Consider the following 16,520-nt stretch of genomic DNA (forward strand, 5'->3'; position numbering starts at 1 on the left):
AGGTTGGCTGTGCGAAGTACCGTGGAACCACCGCAGCGCTGCGAGCTTGCTCGACGGGCCGCTTAGGAAGACCCGCTCAATGTACCGAACGGTGAGTCAAGGATAGGGATGCGTAGCGGGTGCGGCAATGTAGTCAAAAACCGGCTTGAACGATGATCGAACACTTTGCGCGATTAGCGCACGTTTTTGGGGTTTGCACCGACGAACCATGTGGACTGTCGGCAACAAAACGGGCTCAAGAGTCCGCTGCTACGGGTCGATATATGCACCAAGTAGTTAACTTTGCGGACTTATCATGAAGCTTTCCAGACAATTGTTGGCGCTCGTGATTGCGGCGCTCCTCGGCGTCCTGCTGCTCGCGGCCACGTCCTTGTACACCCTGCGTGACACGCTGATCGACAGCCGGCGCGAGCAGATCGTCACGCTTCTGACCAAGGCCGAGCACCTCGTCAATGCTTACCGCGCCCTGCAGGAAAGCGGAACGCTCACTCGCGAGCAAGCGCAGCAGCAGGCCAGGGCAGCGCTATCGCAGCTGAACGCGAATACAAAAAGCTACTTCTGGGTCACGACTTCCGACGGCATCAACCTCGTGCATCCCAACGCGAAGTTCATCGGCACCAAGGCAAAAGGAAACCGCACGACGAGCGGCCTGACCGACAGCGAAGCCTACCGCGCCGGGATGGCGCAATCCCACTTCGCGCTGGTCGATGTCCTGATCAAGCGCAGCCCCGAGGCGATGCCTGAGCCGAAGCTGCAAGGCGTCGTCGCGATTCCGGATTGGGATTGGTGGATCGGCACAGGCTTTTTCTATGACGATATCGACGAGGCGTTCCACAGGCTCGCCATCATGCTTGGCGCCATCACCGCCGCGATCGCCTCGGCCGTCGCCGCGATCGCTTGGGCGGTGCTGCGCGGCGTCAAGCGCCAGCTAGGCGGCGAGCCCGCGTACGCCGTGCGGATCGCCACCGAGATCGCCGACGGCAACCTCAACGTGAAGCTCGACGCCGCGGACGTCAAGCCCGGCAGCCTGCTCGCCGCGCTCGACGAGATGAAGGCGCGGCTTGCCGCGATGATCGCCGAGATCCAGTCGGCCAGCCATTCGATCGCAAACGGCTCGGGGGAGATTGCTCAGGGCAATCTCGACCTCTCGCAGCGCACCGAAGAGCAAGCGGCATCGCTGCAGGAAACCGCCGCGAGCATGGAGCAGATCACGGCGACGGTGAAGCGCAATGCGCAACACGCGCGGCAAGCCAACGATCTTGCGGTGTCGGCGACCGAGGCCACCGAACTCGGCCGCGAAGCCGTGCAAGAGGTGATCGTGACGATGCGTGAGATTACCGACGCATCGGGAAAAATCTCCGATATCACGTCGATCATCAGCGGCATCGCGTTCCAGACCAACATTCTTGCGTTGAACGCCGCCGTTGAGGCGGCCCGGGCTGGCGAGGAAGGCCGCGGATTTTCCGTCGTGGCGTCCGAAGTCCGCTCGCTCGCGCAGCGCAGCGCTACTGCGGCAAAGGACATCAAGGAGTTGATTCAGGCGTCCGTGTCCAAAGTGGATAACGGCAGCCGGCTCGTGGAGGTGGCGGGCGAACGCATGACGAACATGGAGTCCGTCATCCGCCAGGTCGCGACCATCATGGAGGAAATCAGCGTGGCCTCCGACGAGCAAAGCACTGGCATCGATCAGATCAGCCGGGCCGTGGCGCAAATGGACGAGGTGACGCAGCAAAACGCCGCGCTCGTCGAGCAAGCCGCCGCCGCTGCTGCGTCGCTCGACGAACAGGCGGGACGGCTGCAATCGGCGGCGTCGGTGTTCCGGTTGCGTTGAGGGCTCGCTGTTCTTTGCGTCGTTTGGCGGCCCGCTGGTCCCTTGCGGCGACGCGCGTCAACCAGCTTGTTGACGCGCGCGAGCGAGCGCGGCGAGATTGCCCGCGCCGAAACCTTGATCCCCTTGCCGCTGCACGATCTCGATGACGATCTCATCGGGACGCGGCTTCACGAAGGTCTGGAAGAACAGCTTCGGCACGCCATCGCCGCCGATCTCGCCGTCGATCAGCACAGCGCGGCGGCGCAATGCATCGAGGTCCACGCCATGCCCTGGCAAACGCGCATCGACTTCGTCGTAATAGCGCGCGGGCGGCTCGATCAGCTCGACGCCGTTGGCCCGCAGCGCATCGACGCTAGCGAGGATGTCGTCGGTCGCGAGCGCGATGTGCTGCACGCCCTCGCCTGGATGGCCCGGCAGGTAGGCATGCATCAGCTCCGTGCGCGGCGCCCCCTCTTCGTAGATGGGAATGCGCAGCGCGCCGCACGGCGAAACCATGACGCGCGAGTCATCGGCGAGATGGCAATTCGGGTCGATTTCATGAATCTCGCGGAAATGCAGCAGGCCATGGTAAAAGTCGAGCCATTCCTGGGTGCGGCCCTGGCCGACCGTCTGCGTGAAGTGATCGACCTGCTGCAGCCCCGTGCCTGCGTATTCGAGGTCGGCATGGGCCGTGGCGATGTCGAGCGGCCGGAAATCGATGTCGAAGATCGAGATGTCGCCCACGCCGCCGCGCTGACCGCCGCGTCCGCGCCAGCGATCGACGAAGTACAGGTGCGAAGCGCCGATTCCCTGGATAGCCGGAATCCGCAGCTCGCCAACCCCGACCCGCTCGCCTTCGAATGCCCATGCGCCCAGCTTGAGCGCGCGCTCGAATGCGCGCCGCGCGTTGTCCACGCGGATGCCGATGGCGCACACCCCCATGCCATATTCTTCCGCGTAACGCCCCGCGAACGAGTCCCGCTCCGCGTTGATGAGGAAGTTCATCTGCCCTTGCCGGAAGAGCGTGACGTCCTTGCTGACGTGTCGCGCGATCGCTTTGAAGCCGAGCTGCTCAAAGCGCTTGGCGACCGCTTCCGGCGCAGGCGCCGCGAATTCGACGAACTCCAGGCCGGCCATGCCGAGCGGATTCGTGCCGGATGTCGATTCGCTGGAAAGGGTGGGATTGCCGGGCATTCAGTCTCCAGGGAAAGGCAAGTCTTGCGGGTACGGGTGCGGTTTCGGCGGCGTCAATTTTAACCACCTCGTTCAAATTGTGCACCTTAGGCGTATCCCTGAGCGCTGACTCGTCGTGCCGGCGGCTCAGAGATTCTCAAGCGGTCCAATCCTCAGCGATCTGCACCAGCATCTCCCGCAGCCAGACGCTGCCCGGATCGGCCTGATTGCGCGGATGCCATGCGGCGGACAGCGAAAATCCGCGCGCCTCGAACGGCAGCTCGAACACGTCTAGCACATCACGATAGCGCGCCACGAGTCGCGACGGCAGCGTCGAAACATAATCCGTTCGCGCGAGCAGCTCGGGCACGAGCGTGAAATGCTGAACCGATAGCACCACGCGGCGTGCGCGCCCGAGCGTCTGCAAGTGCTCGTCCATGAAACCGAAGAAGCTGCCGCCACTCGTCGAAACCAGCACATGGCCAAGCGCGCAGTAGCTGTCGAGATCCAGCGGCGCGAGCCCGCGCGGGTGCCCTTTGCGCTGCACGAAGACGAAGTGCTCGTCGTAAAGCTTGCGCGCCTTCGTCCACGCCGGGACCATCCGCTCCGAACCGATCAGCAGATCGATTTCGCCGCGCTCAAAGCGCTCGACGCTCGTCGATTGCTCAGCGACGACGAACCCGAGCTGCACGCCCGGCCCCGCCCGTTCGGGCCACGACTGCATCAGCTCAAAACCGAGCACGGCGATCGCCTGATCGCTGGCCGCGATCGTGAAACGGCGCGTGTCGGCAAACGGATCGAACGCCGGCTGCTGGCGAACGACGGCTTCGAGCTGCTTGAGCACATCGTGCAGCGGCATCATCAGCTCGATGGCGCGCGCACTTCTCGCCATGCCGCGGCCGCTCGGCGACGGAATCAGGAGCGGATCGCCGAAGATCTGCCGCAGCCTCGCCAGCTGCGTCGAGACAGCCGGCTGGGTCAGGTGGAGCCGCTCGGCCGCGCGCGTCACGTTGGCTTCCTCGAGCAACGCATCGAGCGACACGAGCAGATTCAGATCGACGCCCTGCAGATCAATCATGTTGATAGGTCCAATCTTGACTATTGATTTCAAGAATACGTCGGCGACGACTACAGTTCAATCGTCCGATGTCCCTTCCTTTGGAGAAAAACGATGAAAGCCTGGATGCTCGATGAACCCGGCAAGCCCTTGAACCTACGCGATGAGCCGACGCCGCAGCCGCGACGCGGCGCCGTGCTGCTGCGCATGGAGGCCGTGCCGCTGCTCAGCTATACGCGTGCGTACATTGAAGGCAAGCTGCCGTACGCATTTCCGCCCGGTCCGTTTTCGCCGGGGACGAACGGGGTCGGCAGGATCGAGGCCGTGGGCGTTGGCGTGTTCGGCTTGCGACCCGGACAGCGCGTCGTCGTGCATCCGTATTGGGTGGCTGATGAAGCGGTCGCTGAACCTGAGCAGATTCTGATTGGCCTGACCGGCATCAGCGCCGGCAGTGCCGCGATGCTCGCCGATTTTCCGCATGGGACGCTGCGCGAGTTAGCGGAATTCCCGGCGTCGGCCGTGCTGGCGCTCGATGGCCTCGATGCCATGCCGTCGGCGCGCCTCGCGGCCCTCGGCAAATTTTCGGTGCCGTTCGGCGGCTTGCGCCGCGGCAGGCTCGCGGCCGGCGAAACCGTGGTCGTGAATGGCGCGACGGGCTATTTCGGTTCGGCGGCCGTCATCGCGGCGCTGGCGCTCGGGGCGCGCCGCGTGGTCGCGCTGGGCCGTCGCGCCGAGCCGCTTGCGAAGCTCGTCGAGTTGGGCCGCGGCCGCGTCGTGCCGGTCGTGTTGACCGGTGACGGCGCACGCGACGTCGCTGCGATCCGCGAAGCAGCGGGCGGCGGCGCCGATCTCGCGTTCGACATGGTCGGCCACGCCAAGGAACCGAACGCGACGCTCGCGGCGCTGCGCAGCCTGCGCCGCAACGGACGGCTCGTGCTGATGGGCAGCATGGAGGTCGATCTGCCCATCACCTACCGCGAGATGCTGCTCAACAACTGGGAGCTGATCGGTCACTTCATGTACACGCGCGCCGATTACCTCGCGCTCGTCTCGCTCGTGGCGTCGGGGCAGTTGTCGCTCGATGCCGTCGAACTCGCGACCTATCCGTTCGCGCGGCTCGAAGCTGCGATCGATAGCGCGGGCGCCGCGCAGGGGCTGCAGTGCACGGTCGTCAGCATGACATCCGACTAGCGCGCCGCGTCGCCCCAACGGTATTCATGGGTGAGTTCGTCGAGCTTCGCCTTCAAATCGGCGTCGAGCGTCATATCGGCGGCCGCAAGCGTGGCGGTCAATTGCTCCGGACGGCTCGCGCCGATGATCGCCGAGCTCACTGCGGGATTGGCCAGCACCCAAGCCACCGAAGTCGTGGGCAGCGACAGGCCAGCCGCTTCGACAGTCTGCTTCAGAGCCTCGATCGTATTGAACTCGCGTTCGTGCCAATAGCGCTCCTGATACATCGAGCCCGCGTTGCCGACCGTGAAGCGCCCTTCGGGCGGCGGTGCATCGTGCCGGTGCTTGCCGCTCAGAAGGCCGCCCGCGAGCGGGTTGTACGGCATCACAGCGAGCCCTTCTTCGCGCGCGAGCGGCAGCAGCTCGCGCTCGATTTGCCTGAACAGCAGGTTGTAGCGCGGCTGCACGGAAACGAAGCGAGCGAGGCCGCGCAGGTCGGCGCGGCCTAGCGCCTTCGCGAGCCGGTACGCCAGAAAGTTCGACACGCCGATATAACGCACGCGCCCCGAGCGCACGATTGTATCGAGCGCGTCGAGCGTTTCGTCGAGCGGGGTGTCCTGGTCGTCCGAGTGCAGTTGGTAGAGATCGACGTAATCGGTGCCGAGTCGCTTGAGCGACGCATCGATCGCATCGAGCAGATGCTTGCGCGAGGCGCCCTTGTCCCATGGCGACGGCCCGACCTTGCCAACCGCCTTCGTCGCGACGATGAAGTTCTGACGCTTGCCCTTCAGCCAGCGGCCGACGATCTCCTCGGTGCGTCCCGCCAACTGCTCGCCGCCGCCGAGCGGGTACACGTCGGCCGTATCGATGAAGTTCACGCCGGCTTCGGTGGCTTTGTCGAGGATTTGCGTCGACAGGGCTTCGTCGATCTGTAAGCCGAACGTCATCGTGCCGAGGCACAAATTCGACACCGTCAGGCCGGTATGGCCGAATTTCCTGTATTGCATGGAGGCTCCTGGGTTGCGAGGCTAAGCGAGGCGTTGCTGACAACGGCACAGAATAGCGCTCGCGCGCGACTTGCGCAGGACGTCGCCACGGTAGCTTTCAGTGGTCAGGTCCACGCGCGCCGCAACAGGTCGAGCCCTTCGACGATCGCCCGTTCGTCGAGTGCGCCGTAGCCGAAAGCGAGCCCTTTGTGCCAGGCGCCGATGCGTCGGCGTGCCGATGCGTCCGAGCGGCGGCTTAAAGCGTAACCGCCGAGCGTTTCGATCCGAACGCCTTGCTCGGCGACACGCTTCGTTATCGCATCGTAGTCAGCCGGCCTTCGTGCCAGTGCGGAGAGATGCAGTCCCGCATCCGACGACACGGGCTCGAGCCAATCGCCGAAATCGCGCTCAAGGACATCGAGTACGAGCTTGCGCCGCGCGCCGTAGACGTCGCGCATCTTACGGACATGACGCGCGAGATGGCCTTCACCGATAAATGCAGCGAGCGTGTCCTGCGCGAGCGTGTTGCAGTGCCAGTCGGCGGCTTGCTTGGCCGCCGCGAGCGCATTCCGCGCCCAGGGCGGCGTCACCACGAAACCGAGCCGTATCGCGGGAAAAAGGCTCTTCGAGAACGTGCCGACATAGAACACCGACTCCGCGCGATCGAGCGTTTGCAGCGCGTCGAGCGGCCGGTCGCCGAGGCGGAACTCGCTGTCGTAATCGTCTTCGACAATCACCGCATGGCGCGTTCGCGCGAACTCCAACAGCTCGGCGCGACGCCGCATCGACATCGCCATGCCGAGCGGAAACTGATGCGATGGGGTCACGCAGATCACGCGCGCGTCGTCAGGCAGGCGCTCGACGACGAGCCCTTCGCTGTCCACCGGCACGGCTGCGAGCGTGGCGCCCGCGGCGGCGAAGGCCGAACGCAGCGGCGGGTAGCCCGGATCTTCGACGGCCACCACCGTCCGCCCCGGCGTGACGAGAATGCGCGCGAGCAAATCGAACGCTTGTTGCGCGCCGGCGGTCACGATAAGGTCGTCCGCCGTGCAGGCGACTGCGCGCGCGAACGAGACGTGCTTCGCGGCGGCATCGCGCAAGGCGTCGCTGCCGCGCGGGTCCGCGTACCCGGCGGGCGCTTTCGATGCGGCGCGCAGCGTGCGGCCATAGAGCCTGCGCCAGATATCGGCACGAAAGAAACTGACTTCCGGGATGCCCAATTGAAAGTCGCGTGCCGCCACCGGCATCGGGCCTGGCGCGGGAACCGCGATATCACGCCAATACGCGACGAGGCCGCGATCTTTGCGCGGAACCGTCTTGGCCGCTGGCGACACCAGCCGCTGATTCCCAACACCGCGTGCGTCGAGCCGCACATCCGCGACATACGTGCCCGCCTTGCGGCGCGTCACCAGATAACCCTCGCTCAGCAGCAGGTCGTACACGGCCATCGCGGTATTGCGCGAGATGCCGTACGTGTCGGCAAACGCACGCGTGGCGGGCAGCCGCAGGCCCGGCTTGAGACGGCCATCGACGATCGCCGCGCGCAACTGGCCGTGCAGCGCGCGCAGCAGATTGCGCGAGCCGCGCGGCGGCAGCGCCAGCGAAAACTCGAAATCTGGCTCCTTAAATTTTCCCATTTATGGTGCTTTTTCCATGCCAGAGAAGCGCCTATTCTGCACCCAACCTCTCACCGGAGCCAACCATGAATCCGACCGGAAGCACGATCAAGCAAGCCGACGCGCTGGGCCTCGTATCGCTCGCCGCGTTGTGGGGCGCGTCTTATCTCTTCATTCGAGTGAGCGCCGGACAGTTCGGTGCGATTCCGCTCGCGGGCGTACGCGCCGCGCTCGCGGCTCTAGTTCTCGCTCCGCTCCTGGCACGGCGCGGCGGCCTCGCCGAGCTGCGCGCGCACTGGCGACCGATTGCGCTCGTCGGCATCACGAACTGCGCGCTGCCTTTCGTGCTGTTCAGCTTCGCGGCGAAGACGCTTCCCGCGAGCTTGTCGGCGATGTTCACGGCCGCGACGCCGCTCTTCGCCGCGCTGATCGCGCGGCTGTGGCTGAAAGAGCGGCTCGGCGCGCAGCGCGTCGCCGGTCTCGCGGTTGGGTTTGCGGGGGTGATGTGGCTCGTGGCGAGCAAGACGGGCTTCGAAGCGGGCGCTCATGCCACGGCGACGCCGCTCGCCGTCGGTGCGTGCCTCGCCGCGACGCTGCTCTATGGGTTCTCGGCGAATTTCAGCAAGGCCCGGCTGGCCGGCGTGCCGCCGCTCGCCGTGGCGGCGGGCAGCCAGATCGTCTCCGCCGTGGTGCTCGCCATTCCCACGGCCGTGCTGTGGCCTGCCACGCAGCCGACCGCGCTCGCTTGGAGTTCACTGGGCGCGCTCGCGGTGATCTGTACGGCGCTCGCCTACGTGCTGTTCTTCCGATTGATCGAGAATATCGGCCCCTCGCGCGCGATGACCGCGCTGTTCATGATCCCCGTGTTCGGGATGCTGTGGGGCGGGCTGTTTCTCGGCGAAGCGATCACCCGCGATATGGTGCTCGCGTGCGCGATCGTGCTAGCCGGAACGGCGCTGACCACCGGCGTCGTCAAGATCCGGCCGATCTTCCGCACTCGCGTGATGGAAGGCGGCGACAGAACCGCCGCTGTGCCCCGCCGCGTGAGCTGATGACTGACGCGACAGCGATCGCGATCTCGCCTCGGCGGCCACACGGCCCAGCGTTTCCGCGCTCATTCTTGCGGCGACATCGCGAACATAGGCGTGATGCCGCGCTTCCAGTGGCGCTTCGACGAACTGCGCCTGCAAATAGCGGATGAGCGCGATACGCCGGTGGCCAAGCTCGATGCTGCGATCAAGCAGCGCGAGCGCCGCCGCCGGATCGCGTGATTCATACGCGAGCTTCAGCAAGTGAGAAATGTGGGCGCGCGCCATCGCAACACATGCATGCCGAAGTCAGGTCGCCGCCATGGCGTCGGCGCTCACCTGGGCACGGGACCATGCATCATAGTCGGCGCGCGTCCATTCGAGCTCGACACCGATACGCTTCGTGCCCGGCCGAATCTTCGGCTTGTGCAACGCGAGCGTCAGCGCATCGAGCGCCGGCCATTCGCGAAACGACAGCATCGCCATCTCTACGGCCAGCATCTCCAGCAAGCGCGTATGCGGCTTCGTTGCGAGAAACGCGGCGATGCGCTCGCAATAGCGTTCGTAGTCGATCCACCCGCCGGTTTCCGAGGGAACGCAACGGTACGTCAAGCTCGCATCGATCACGATCGGTTGCGGCGCCACGTGCTCATGCGAGTGAATGCCGATGCGCGTGGGCACGACCAGTTCGTCGATGAACACGCGCCAGCCGCGTCCGCGGCGCGCCGCATGTTCATCGTGTGCATAGCGTGCGAGCGGCGACACCCGATCCAGGAGCGGCCGCTCGGCGAGCGGCACAAAAGGTTCGCGCGGTTTCACGACATCAGCGGCGCGGCGGCGTCGAGCAGGATGCGGCAGAAATAGTCGGCGAAGCTGCGGCGCACGACGATATCGAACGCGTTGTCTCCGGTGGGGATCAGCACGATCGACGCCTTGAAGAAATGGCTTTGCGCGCACTGCCCGCGTGCAAACAAACGCGGATGCAAATCGAGCGGACACCCGCGCGCCAGCACATCGCGCACACGCTCGCCGCTCACTTCGACCACCGTATAGCCGCTGCCGACATCGACGGCTGCCGCATAAGCGCCGTCGAAAGCGACGCGCAGCTTCGTCTCGAGCGTGGCGGCGCGCGCCTCGAGCGAGCGCACGAGCCACTCGTCGGGGCCGAGCCACAGCACGTCGCAGCCGTTGCCCTGCACGACCGTGTTCGCCTTCGCGGGCGGTTTGCAGCCGAGCACGCTTTCCACTGCGCCGACGAACGCGGCATCCGTGAGCTCGCCGCGCAGATTGACGAGTTCGAGAAACGGCCGCTCGCTCAAGCGGAAATGCTTCGACGCCGCCGCTTGATGCGCCTGCATCAGATCCTGCACACCGACGAGCGGCGATTCGTGGCGCACGCCGCGCTCCACGACGGCCGAAGCATGGCCCCTACCTTCATTCCACATGTTGACGCACTCCTTCGGTGTCGTAGAAAACCGGGCTCGAAATCTTCGCGGCGACCTGCTTGCCGTTCGCGAGCGGAATCGTGACCGTCTCGCCCATCTTGCCCAAACCGCCCTTCACCACCGCAAGCGCGATCGAGCGTTTGAGGATCGGGCTGTAATAGCTCGACGTGACGTGGCCGATCATCGGCGCGAGATCGCCGAACTGGTGATTGACGAGCGGCTTCGCGACGATCTGACCGCCTTCCGGCAGCACGAACGAAGCATCGTCGGTCAGCAGGCCGACCAATTGCTTGCGGCCCTCCTTCGTCGTATCCGAGCGCGTCAGCGAGCGCCTGCCGAGGAAGTCCTTCGACTTCGCAACGAGCCCGCCCATACCGAGATCGAACGGCGTGATCGAGCCGTCGGTGTCCTGACCGACGATGATGTAGCCCTTCTCCGCGCGCAGCACGTGCATCGTTTCCGTGCCGTAGGGCGTGATGTCGAACTCGCCGCCCGCGGCCATCAGCGCTTCCCACACGGTGCGTCCGACGTTCGCGGGCACGTTGACCTCATAGGCCAGTTCGCCCGAGAAGCTGATGCGCATCACGCGCGCCGCGACGCCCGCCACGGTCCCTTCGCGATACGTCATGAACGGGAACGCCTCGTTCGCGAAGTCGATATCGCCGCACACTTTCTGCAGCACCTTGCGGCTCTTCGGGCCGACCACGGCGAACGTCGCCCAATGGTCGGTCACCGAGCCGAGACGCACTTTCAGGTTCGGCCACTCGGTCTGCAGCCAGCGTTCGAGCCACGTGAGCACACGCGCCGCGCCGCCGGTGGTCGTCGTCATCACGTAGTGGTGGTCGGCCAAGCGCACCGTCACGCCGTCGTCGAACACCATGCCGTTTTCGTCGAGCATGAGCCCATAGCGGCACTTGCCGACTTCGAGCTTGCTCCACGGGTTCGTGTAGACCCAGTTCAGCAGTTGCGCGGCATCGGGGCCCTGGATGTCGATCTTGCCGAGCGTCGACGCATCGAGAATGCCGACACCGTTGCGCACCGCCAGACATTCGCGCGCCACCGCCGCGTGCAGGTCCTCGCCCTTTTTCGGGTAATACCAAGGCCGCTTCCAGTTGCCGACGTCCTCGAACATCGCGCCGTTCTCGACGTGCCATTCGTGGATGCAGGTCTTGCGGATCGGATCGAGGAAGTCGCCGACTTCACGTCCCGCGAACGCGCCGAAAGACACAGGCGTGTAGTTCGGTCGGAACGTCGTCGTGCCGGTTTCGGGGATCGTCTTGCCGAGCGCCTCCGCGAGAATCGCCATGCCGTTGATGTTGCCGAGCTTGCCTTGATCGGTGCCGAAGCCCATCGCCGTATAGCGCTTGACGTGCTCGACCGATTCGAAGCCTTCACGCGCGGCGAGCAGGATGTCGGCCGCCGAGACATCGTTCTGGAAATCGACGAACTGTTTCGGCCCGCGCGGCGCGGCCTCGCGGCTGCCGACGAGCCACAGCGGCAGCAACGGCGTCTCGTTGATCTCGGCGACGCGCGGCGCCACCGGACGCTCGACCTTGCAGCCAACCGCCTTCGCCGCCTCGGCGCCCGCATCGACCGCGAAACGCAAGCCGCGCGCGAGACCGAACTCGCCCGCCGCCGCACCGACGCTCGCTTCCGCCTGCATCGCCTTGCCCGGCACGAAGCACACTTTCTGATCGTTCCAGTGGGCCTTGCCGCCCGATTGCGCAAACAGGTGCAGCACGGGGCTCCAGCCGCCAGACATCGCAAGCAGGTCGCACGGCAGGCTCGATTGCTTGGCGCCGACCTTGCCGTTCGCAAACGACGCCACTTCCGCCGACGCCACGCGCAACTTGCCGCGCGCTTCGGTCACCACCGCGCCGTTCAACACCTTCACGCCTTGTTTGCGCGCCGCGTTCGGCAAAGTGCCGTTGCTTTGCGCACGCGGATCGACCACGGTCACCTTCGCGCCGCACGCCTTGAGATCGAGCGCGCATTGATAGCCGTCGTCGTTGTTCGTGAACACGACCGCTTCGCGTCCCGGCAGCACGCCGAAGCGATGCACGTAGGTTGACACGGCCGACGCCAGCATCACGCCCGGCAAATCGTTGTTGCCGAACACGAGCGGACGTTCGTGCGCGCCGGTCGCGAGAATCACGCGCTTCGCACGCACCTTCCACATCAGCTCGCGCGTGCCCTTGCGCATCGACACCGGCAGATGATCGGTCAAGCGCTGCACGACGGTGACGAGGTTGTGGTCCTGATAGCCGAACGCCGTGCTGCGCGAAAGGATCTTGACGTCGGGCATCTGCGAGAGCGCCGCTTCGATCTTCTCGACCCATTGCAGCGCGGGCTTGCCGTCGATCTCGGCTTTGCACGACAGCAGGCTGCCGCCCAGTTCGCGCTGATCGTTGACGAGAATCACGCGCGCACCGGCAGCGCCGGCCGCATGCGCCGCGGCCAGCCCAGTCGGCCCGCCGCCGACGACGAGCACGTCGCAATGCGCGTAGCACTTGTCGTAGCGATCGGCATCGAGCATCTCGGGCGCCTTGCCCAAGCCCGCCGCTTCGCGGATCTTCTCTTCATACTTCGGCCACCATTTGCGCGGCCACATGAACGTCTTGTAGTAGAAGCCCGCGGGCAGGAAGCGCGCGAACTTCTGGTTGACGGCCATGCGGTCGTGCTCGAGCGACGGCTCGGCGTTGACGCTCGTCGCGACGAGCCCTTGATACAGCTCGATTTCAGTCGCGCGCGCATTCGGCACCGTGTACGCGCCGCGCTCCAACTGCACGACGGCGTTCGGCTCTTCGACACCCGCCGTCACGATGCCGCGCGGACGGTGGTACTTGAAGCTGCGCGCGACGAAGTGCACGCCATTGGCGAGCAGCGCCGACGCGAGCGTATCTCCCTGATAGCCCTGATAGGTCCTGCCGTTGAACGTGAAGGTCAGCGGGATCGCGCGATTGATCCGGCCACCGGAACCGAGGCGGTCTTTTTGGCTCATTTTTGCTTGCCCTCTTGTGCAGCGTTGCCAGCAGAACCGGCGGCGATCTTCGCGGCGGCCTCGGCTTGCGTAGGGAATCGTTGATATCCCTGGATTTCGTAACTCACCGTATCGCGCGTGGCCATGAACCAGCGGCGGCATCCTTGCGTATGCAACCATTGCTCGCGATGCACGCCGCGCGGATTCTTGCGCATGAAGAGGTAGTCGCCCCACTCGCGATCAGTGAGCTTGTCGGTGTCGAGCGGACGCGCGATGTCCGCCTCGCCTCCGCATGAGAATTCGGATTCGGCGCGCGGCCCGCACCACGGGCATTCGATCAGCAACATAGGTTTCTCCGTGTGTGCTTAGCGTTAATGGGCCACGGCTGCCGCGCCGTGTTCGTCGATCAGGTGACCGGTGTAGAAGCGGTCCAGCGAGAACGGCGCGTTGAGCGGATGCGGCGCATCGTTGGCGATCGTGTGCGCGAACGCCCAGCCCGAGCCCGGCGTCGCCTTGAAGCCGCCCGTGCCCCAGCCGCAGTTGAAGTACAGGCCCTTCACGTCGGTCTTGCTGATGATCGGGCACGCATCGGGCGACACGTCGACGATGCCGCCCCACTGGCGGTTCATCCGCACGCGCGAGAACACCGGGAACATTTCGACGATCGCCTGCAGCGTCCCTTCGATGATGTTGAAGCTGCCGCGCTGGCCGAAGCCCGTGTATTGATCGATGCCCGCGCCGATCACGAGGTCGCCCTTGTCGGACTGGCTGATGTACGCGTGCACCGCGTTCGACATCACGACGGTGTTGACGACCGGCTTGATCGGCTCCGACACCAGCGCTTGCAGCGGATGGCTTTCGAGCGGCAGACGGATGCCGGCCATGTCGGCGAGCGTCGACGTGTTGCCTGCCGCGACCACGGCCACTTTCTTCGCTTTGATGAAGCCCTTCACGGTTTCGACGCCGGTCACCGCGCCGTTTTCGCGACGAATGCCGGTGACCTGGCAGTTCTGGATGATGTCGACGCCGCGCGCATCCGCGCCGCGCGCGAAGCCCCAGGCCACCGCATCGTGCCGCGCGACGCCGCCGCGGCGCTGGATCGATGCGCCCAGCACCGGATAGCGGCTGTTGAGATTGATGGTCGGCTCGATTTCCTTGATCTGCTCGGGCGTGAGGAACTCCGCATCGACGCCGTTCAGGCGGTTCGCGTTCACGCGCCGCTCGGTGTCGCGCACGTCCTGCAGCGTGTGGGCGAGATTCATCACGCCGCGCTGGCTGAACATCACGTTGTAGTTGAGATCCTGCGCGAGCCCTTCCCAGAGCTTCATCGCCTTCTCGTACAGCGCCGCCGATTCGTCCCACAGATAGTTCGAGCGCACGATCGTCGTGTTGCGCGCGGTATTGCCGCCGCCGATCCAGCCCTTCTCGACCACGGCGATGTTGCGCACGCCGTGCTCCTTGGCGAGGTAATACGCGGTGGCGAGGCCGTGCCCGCCGCCGCCGACGATCACCACGTCGTACTCGCGCTTAGGCTCGGGGCTTCTCCATTGACGCTCCCAGTTCTCGTGATACGACAACCCGTTGCGCAACAAACTGAATATCGAATAGCGGCTCATGGCGTAAGTCCTGAAGCGTTAAGCGTGGTGGTGGTTCTTCAACTTCATCAACATTCGATGACGTTCACGGCGAGTCCGCCGCGCGACGTCTCCTTGTATTTCGTTTTCATGTCGGCGCCGGTCTCGCGCATCGTCTTGATGACGGAATCGAGCGACACGTAGTGGTGGCCGTCGCCCTTGAGCGCCATCCGCGACGCGTTGAGCGCCTTGACCGCGCCCATCGCGTTGCGCTCGATGCAGGGAATCTGCACGAGTCCGCCGACCGGATCGCAGGTCATGCCGAGGTTGTGCTCCATGCCGATCTCGGCGGCGTTCTCGACTTGGGTCGCCGTGCCGCCCATCACGGCGGCCAAGGCGGCCGCGGCCATCGAGCACGCGACGCCCACCTCGCCCTGGCAGCCCACTTCCGCGCCCGAAATCGACGCCGTTTCCTTGTAGATGATGCCGATCGCGGCGGCGGTCAGCAGGAAGTCGACGATACCGTTCTCGTTCGAGCCCGGCACGAACTTCACGTAGTAGTGCAGCACGGCGGGAATCACGCCGGCCGCGCCGTTGGTCGGCGCGGTGACGACGCGCCCGCCCGCGGCGTTTTCTTCGTTGACGGCCATCGCATAGAGATTGACCCAGTCGAGCATCGACAGCGGATCGCGCAGCGATTCTTCGGAGCGCGTGCGCAAGTGCTTCGACAGCTCGGCCGCGCGGCGCTTCACGCCCATCGGGCCCGGCAGATTGCCCTCTGCCTTGCAGCCGCGCTCGACGCAAGCGGCCATCGTGCGCCAGATCGCAAGCAACCCCTCGCGCACTTCCTCGGGCGAGCGCGACGCGCATTCGTTCGCGAACGCAACCTGCGCAATCGACTTGCCGCTCGCCTGGCATTGGCGCATCAGGTCGTCGCCGGTACGGAACGGATACGGCGCCTCGCCGCCCTGACGCGCGCCATTCACGCGATCGCCCTCGCGGTTGACGACGAAGCCGCCGCCTACCGAGTAATACTCTTTCTCGACGAGCAACTGGCCGTGCTCGTCGAACGCCTGGAAGCGCATGCCGTTCGGATGCACGACGGCCGTGCCGGTCATCAGCTTGCGATAGAAGGCGATGTCTTCCTTCTCGTCGAAGCGGATCGCGTGCTGGTTCAGGAGGCGCAGCGACTTGCCGCGGCGAATCTCGGCAAGACGCGGCTCGATCAGGTCGGGGTCGATCGCATCGGGCAGATGACCTTCGAGCCCGAGCAGCACCGCCTTGTCGGTGCCGTGCCCCTTGCCGGTCGCGCCGAGCGAGCCGTACAGCTCGACTTTGACGCGCCGCACGAAGCCGAGCAGGTTCGTATCCTCGACGTGCGACGCGAACCGGCAGGCGGCGATCATCGGCCCGACCGTATGCGAGCTCGACGGTCCGATGCCGATCTTGAACAGATCGAAGACGCTGACGTTCATGCTTGGCTGCCTCATCGTTCGTAACGTGACGCCAGTACACCAAACCGTAAAATCCGCAGATAGAACAAAAACGGCATCGACGTGGGATGCCGTCGCCAAAGCCGCTCGCAGACGGCCCGGAAGTGCGTTTCGCCGATGGTTTGAGGCGGAAAAGCACAAGCCAGGACGCAAGCGATCAGCGACGCTCGAAGCGTGGCAGTCACCCG

General features: G+C 65.2%; 13 protein-coding genes and 1 pseudogene. 3 read left to right on the forward strand and 11 right to left on the reverse strand.

Annotated features, from left to right (window positions below):
• Window positions 1-295 precede the first annotated feature (295 nt).
• Window positions 296-1,831, forward strand: a complete 1,536-nt coding sequence (locus tag AAHK20_RS16550; RefSeq protein ID WP_449182568.1) for a methyl-accepting chemotaxis protein — start codon at window positions 296-298, stop codon at window positions 1,829-1,831.
• A gap of 57 nt (window positions 1,832-1,888) precedes the next feature.
• Here AAHK20_RS16550 and AAHK20_RS16555 read toward each other — a convergent pair whose 3' ends face one another.
• Window positions 1,889-3,004 (reverse strand): 4-hydroxyphenylpyruvate dioxygenase family protein, encoded by a 1,116-nt coding sequence (locus tag AAHK20_RS16555; RefSeq protein WP_449182569.1) that lies wholly within the window; start codon window positions 3,002-3,004, stop codon window positions 1,889-1,891.
• Between the two features lie 136 nt (window positions 3,005-3,140).
• Window positions 3,141-4,061 (reverse strand): LysR family transcriptional regulator, encoded by a 921-nt coding sequence (locus AAHK20_RS16560; protein ID WP_449182570.1) that lies wholly within the window; start codon window positions 4,059-4,061, stop codon window positions 3,141-3,143.
• 93 nt (window positions 4,062-4,154) lie between these two features.
• On the opposite strand from AAHK20_RS16560, the gene AAHK20_RS16565 reads away from it, so the two are divergent.
• Entirely contained in the window at window positions 4,155-5,231 is a 1,077-nt protein-coding gene (locus AAHK20_RS16565) for a zinc-binding dehydrogenase (RefSeq protein WP_449182571.1), read from the forward strand.
• On the opposite strand, the gene AAHK20_RS16570 is transcribed toward AAHK20_RS16565, so the two are convergent.
• Together AAHK20_RS16570 and pdxR are read right to left on the reverse strand one after the other, a co-directional pair.
• Window positions 5,228-6,217, reverse strand: a complete 990-nt coding sequence (locus AAHK20_RS16570) for an aldo/keto reductase (protein ID WP_449182572.1) — start codon at window positions 6,215-6,217, stop codon at window positions 5,228-5,230. The two genes, AAHK20_RS16565 and AAHK20_RS16570, sit on opposite strands and share 4 nt — an antisense overlap.
• Before the next feature lie 104 nt (window positions 6,218-6,321).
• Entirely contained in the window at window positions 6,322-7,833 is a 1,512-nt protein-coding gene (pdxR, locus tag AAHK20_RS16575; protein WP_449182573.1) for a MocR-like pyridoxine biosynthesis transcription factor PdxR, read from the reverse strand.
• A 65-nt stretch (window positions 7,834-7,898) separates the two neighbouring features.
• Between pdxR and AAHK20_RS16580 the strand changes: the two genes are divergently transcribed.
• A complete protein-coding gene (locus AAHK20_RS16580) occupies window positions 7,899-8,864 on the forward strand; it encodes a DMT family transporter (protein WP_449182574.1) in 966 nt (321 codons plus the stop codon).
• Window positions 8,865-8,882: 18 nt separating this feature from the next.
• On the opposite strand, the pseudogene AAHK20_RS16585 reads toward AAHK20_RS16580, so the two are convergent.
• From AAHK20_RS16585 to AAHK20_RS16615, 7 genes and pseudogenes are all read right to left on the reverse strand, one after another.
• Window positions 8,883-9,128, reverse strand: a pseudogene (locus AAHK20_RS16585) (hypothetical protein); the annotation flags it as partial.
• A 21-nt stretch (window positions 9,129-9,149) separates the two neighbouring features.
• Window positions 9,150-9,605, reverse strand: coding sequence for a dihydroneopterin aldolase (locus tag AAHK20_RS16590; RefSeq protein WP_449182730.1), 456 nt, complete (start codon window positions 9,603-9,605; stop codon window positions 9,150-9,152).
• Between the two features lie 50 nt (window positions 9,606-9,655).
• A complete protein-coding gene (locus AAHK20_RS16595; protein ID WP_449182575.1) occupies window positions 9,656-10,285 on the reverse strand; it encodes a sarcosine oxidase subunit gamma in 630 nt (209 codons plus the stop codon).
• On the reverse strand, window positions 10,275-13,286 hold the full coding sequence (locus AAHK20_RS16600; RefSeq protein WP_449182576.1) for a sarcosine oxidase subunit alpha family protein: 3,012 nt from the start codon (window positions 13,284-13,286) through the stop codon (window positions 10,275-10,277). Before AAHK20_RS16600 ends, AAHK20_RS16595 begins: the two co-directional genes overlap by 11 nt.
• On the reverse strand, window positions 13,283-13,612 hold the full coding sequence (locus tag AAHK20_RS16605) for a sarcosine oxidase subunit delta (protein WP_449182577.1): 330 nt from the start codon (window positions 13,610-13,612) through the stop codon (window positions 13,283-13,285). The genes AAHK20_RS16600 and AAHK20_RS16605 overlap by 4 nt, the downstream gene beginning before the upstream one ends.
• Window positions 13,613-13,636: 24 nt before the next feature.
• Window positions 13,637-14,881, reverse strand: a complete 1,245-nt coding sequence (locus AAHK20_RS16610) for a sarcosine oxidase subunit beta family protein (protein WP_449182578.1) — start codon at window positions 14,879-14,881, stop codon at window positions 13,637-13,639.
• A gap of 47 nt (window positions 14,882-14,928) precedes the next feature.
• Window positions 14,929-16,314, reverse strand: a complete 1,386-nt coding sequence (locus AAHK20_RS16615) for an L-serine ammonia-lyase (RefSeq protein WP_449182579.1) — start codon at window positions 16,312-16,314, stop codon at window positions 14,929-14,931.
• Window positions 16,315-16,520: the final 206 nt, after the last annotated feature.

The organism is Trinickia camelliae, assembly GCF_053525655.1.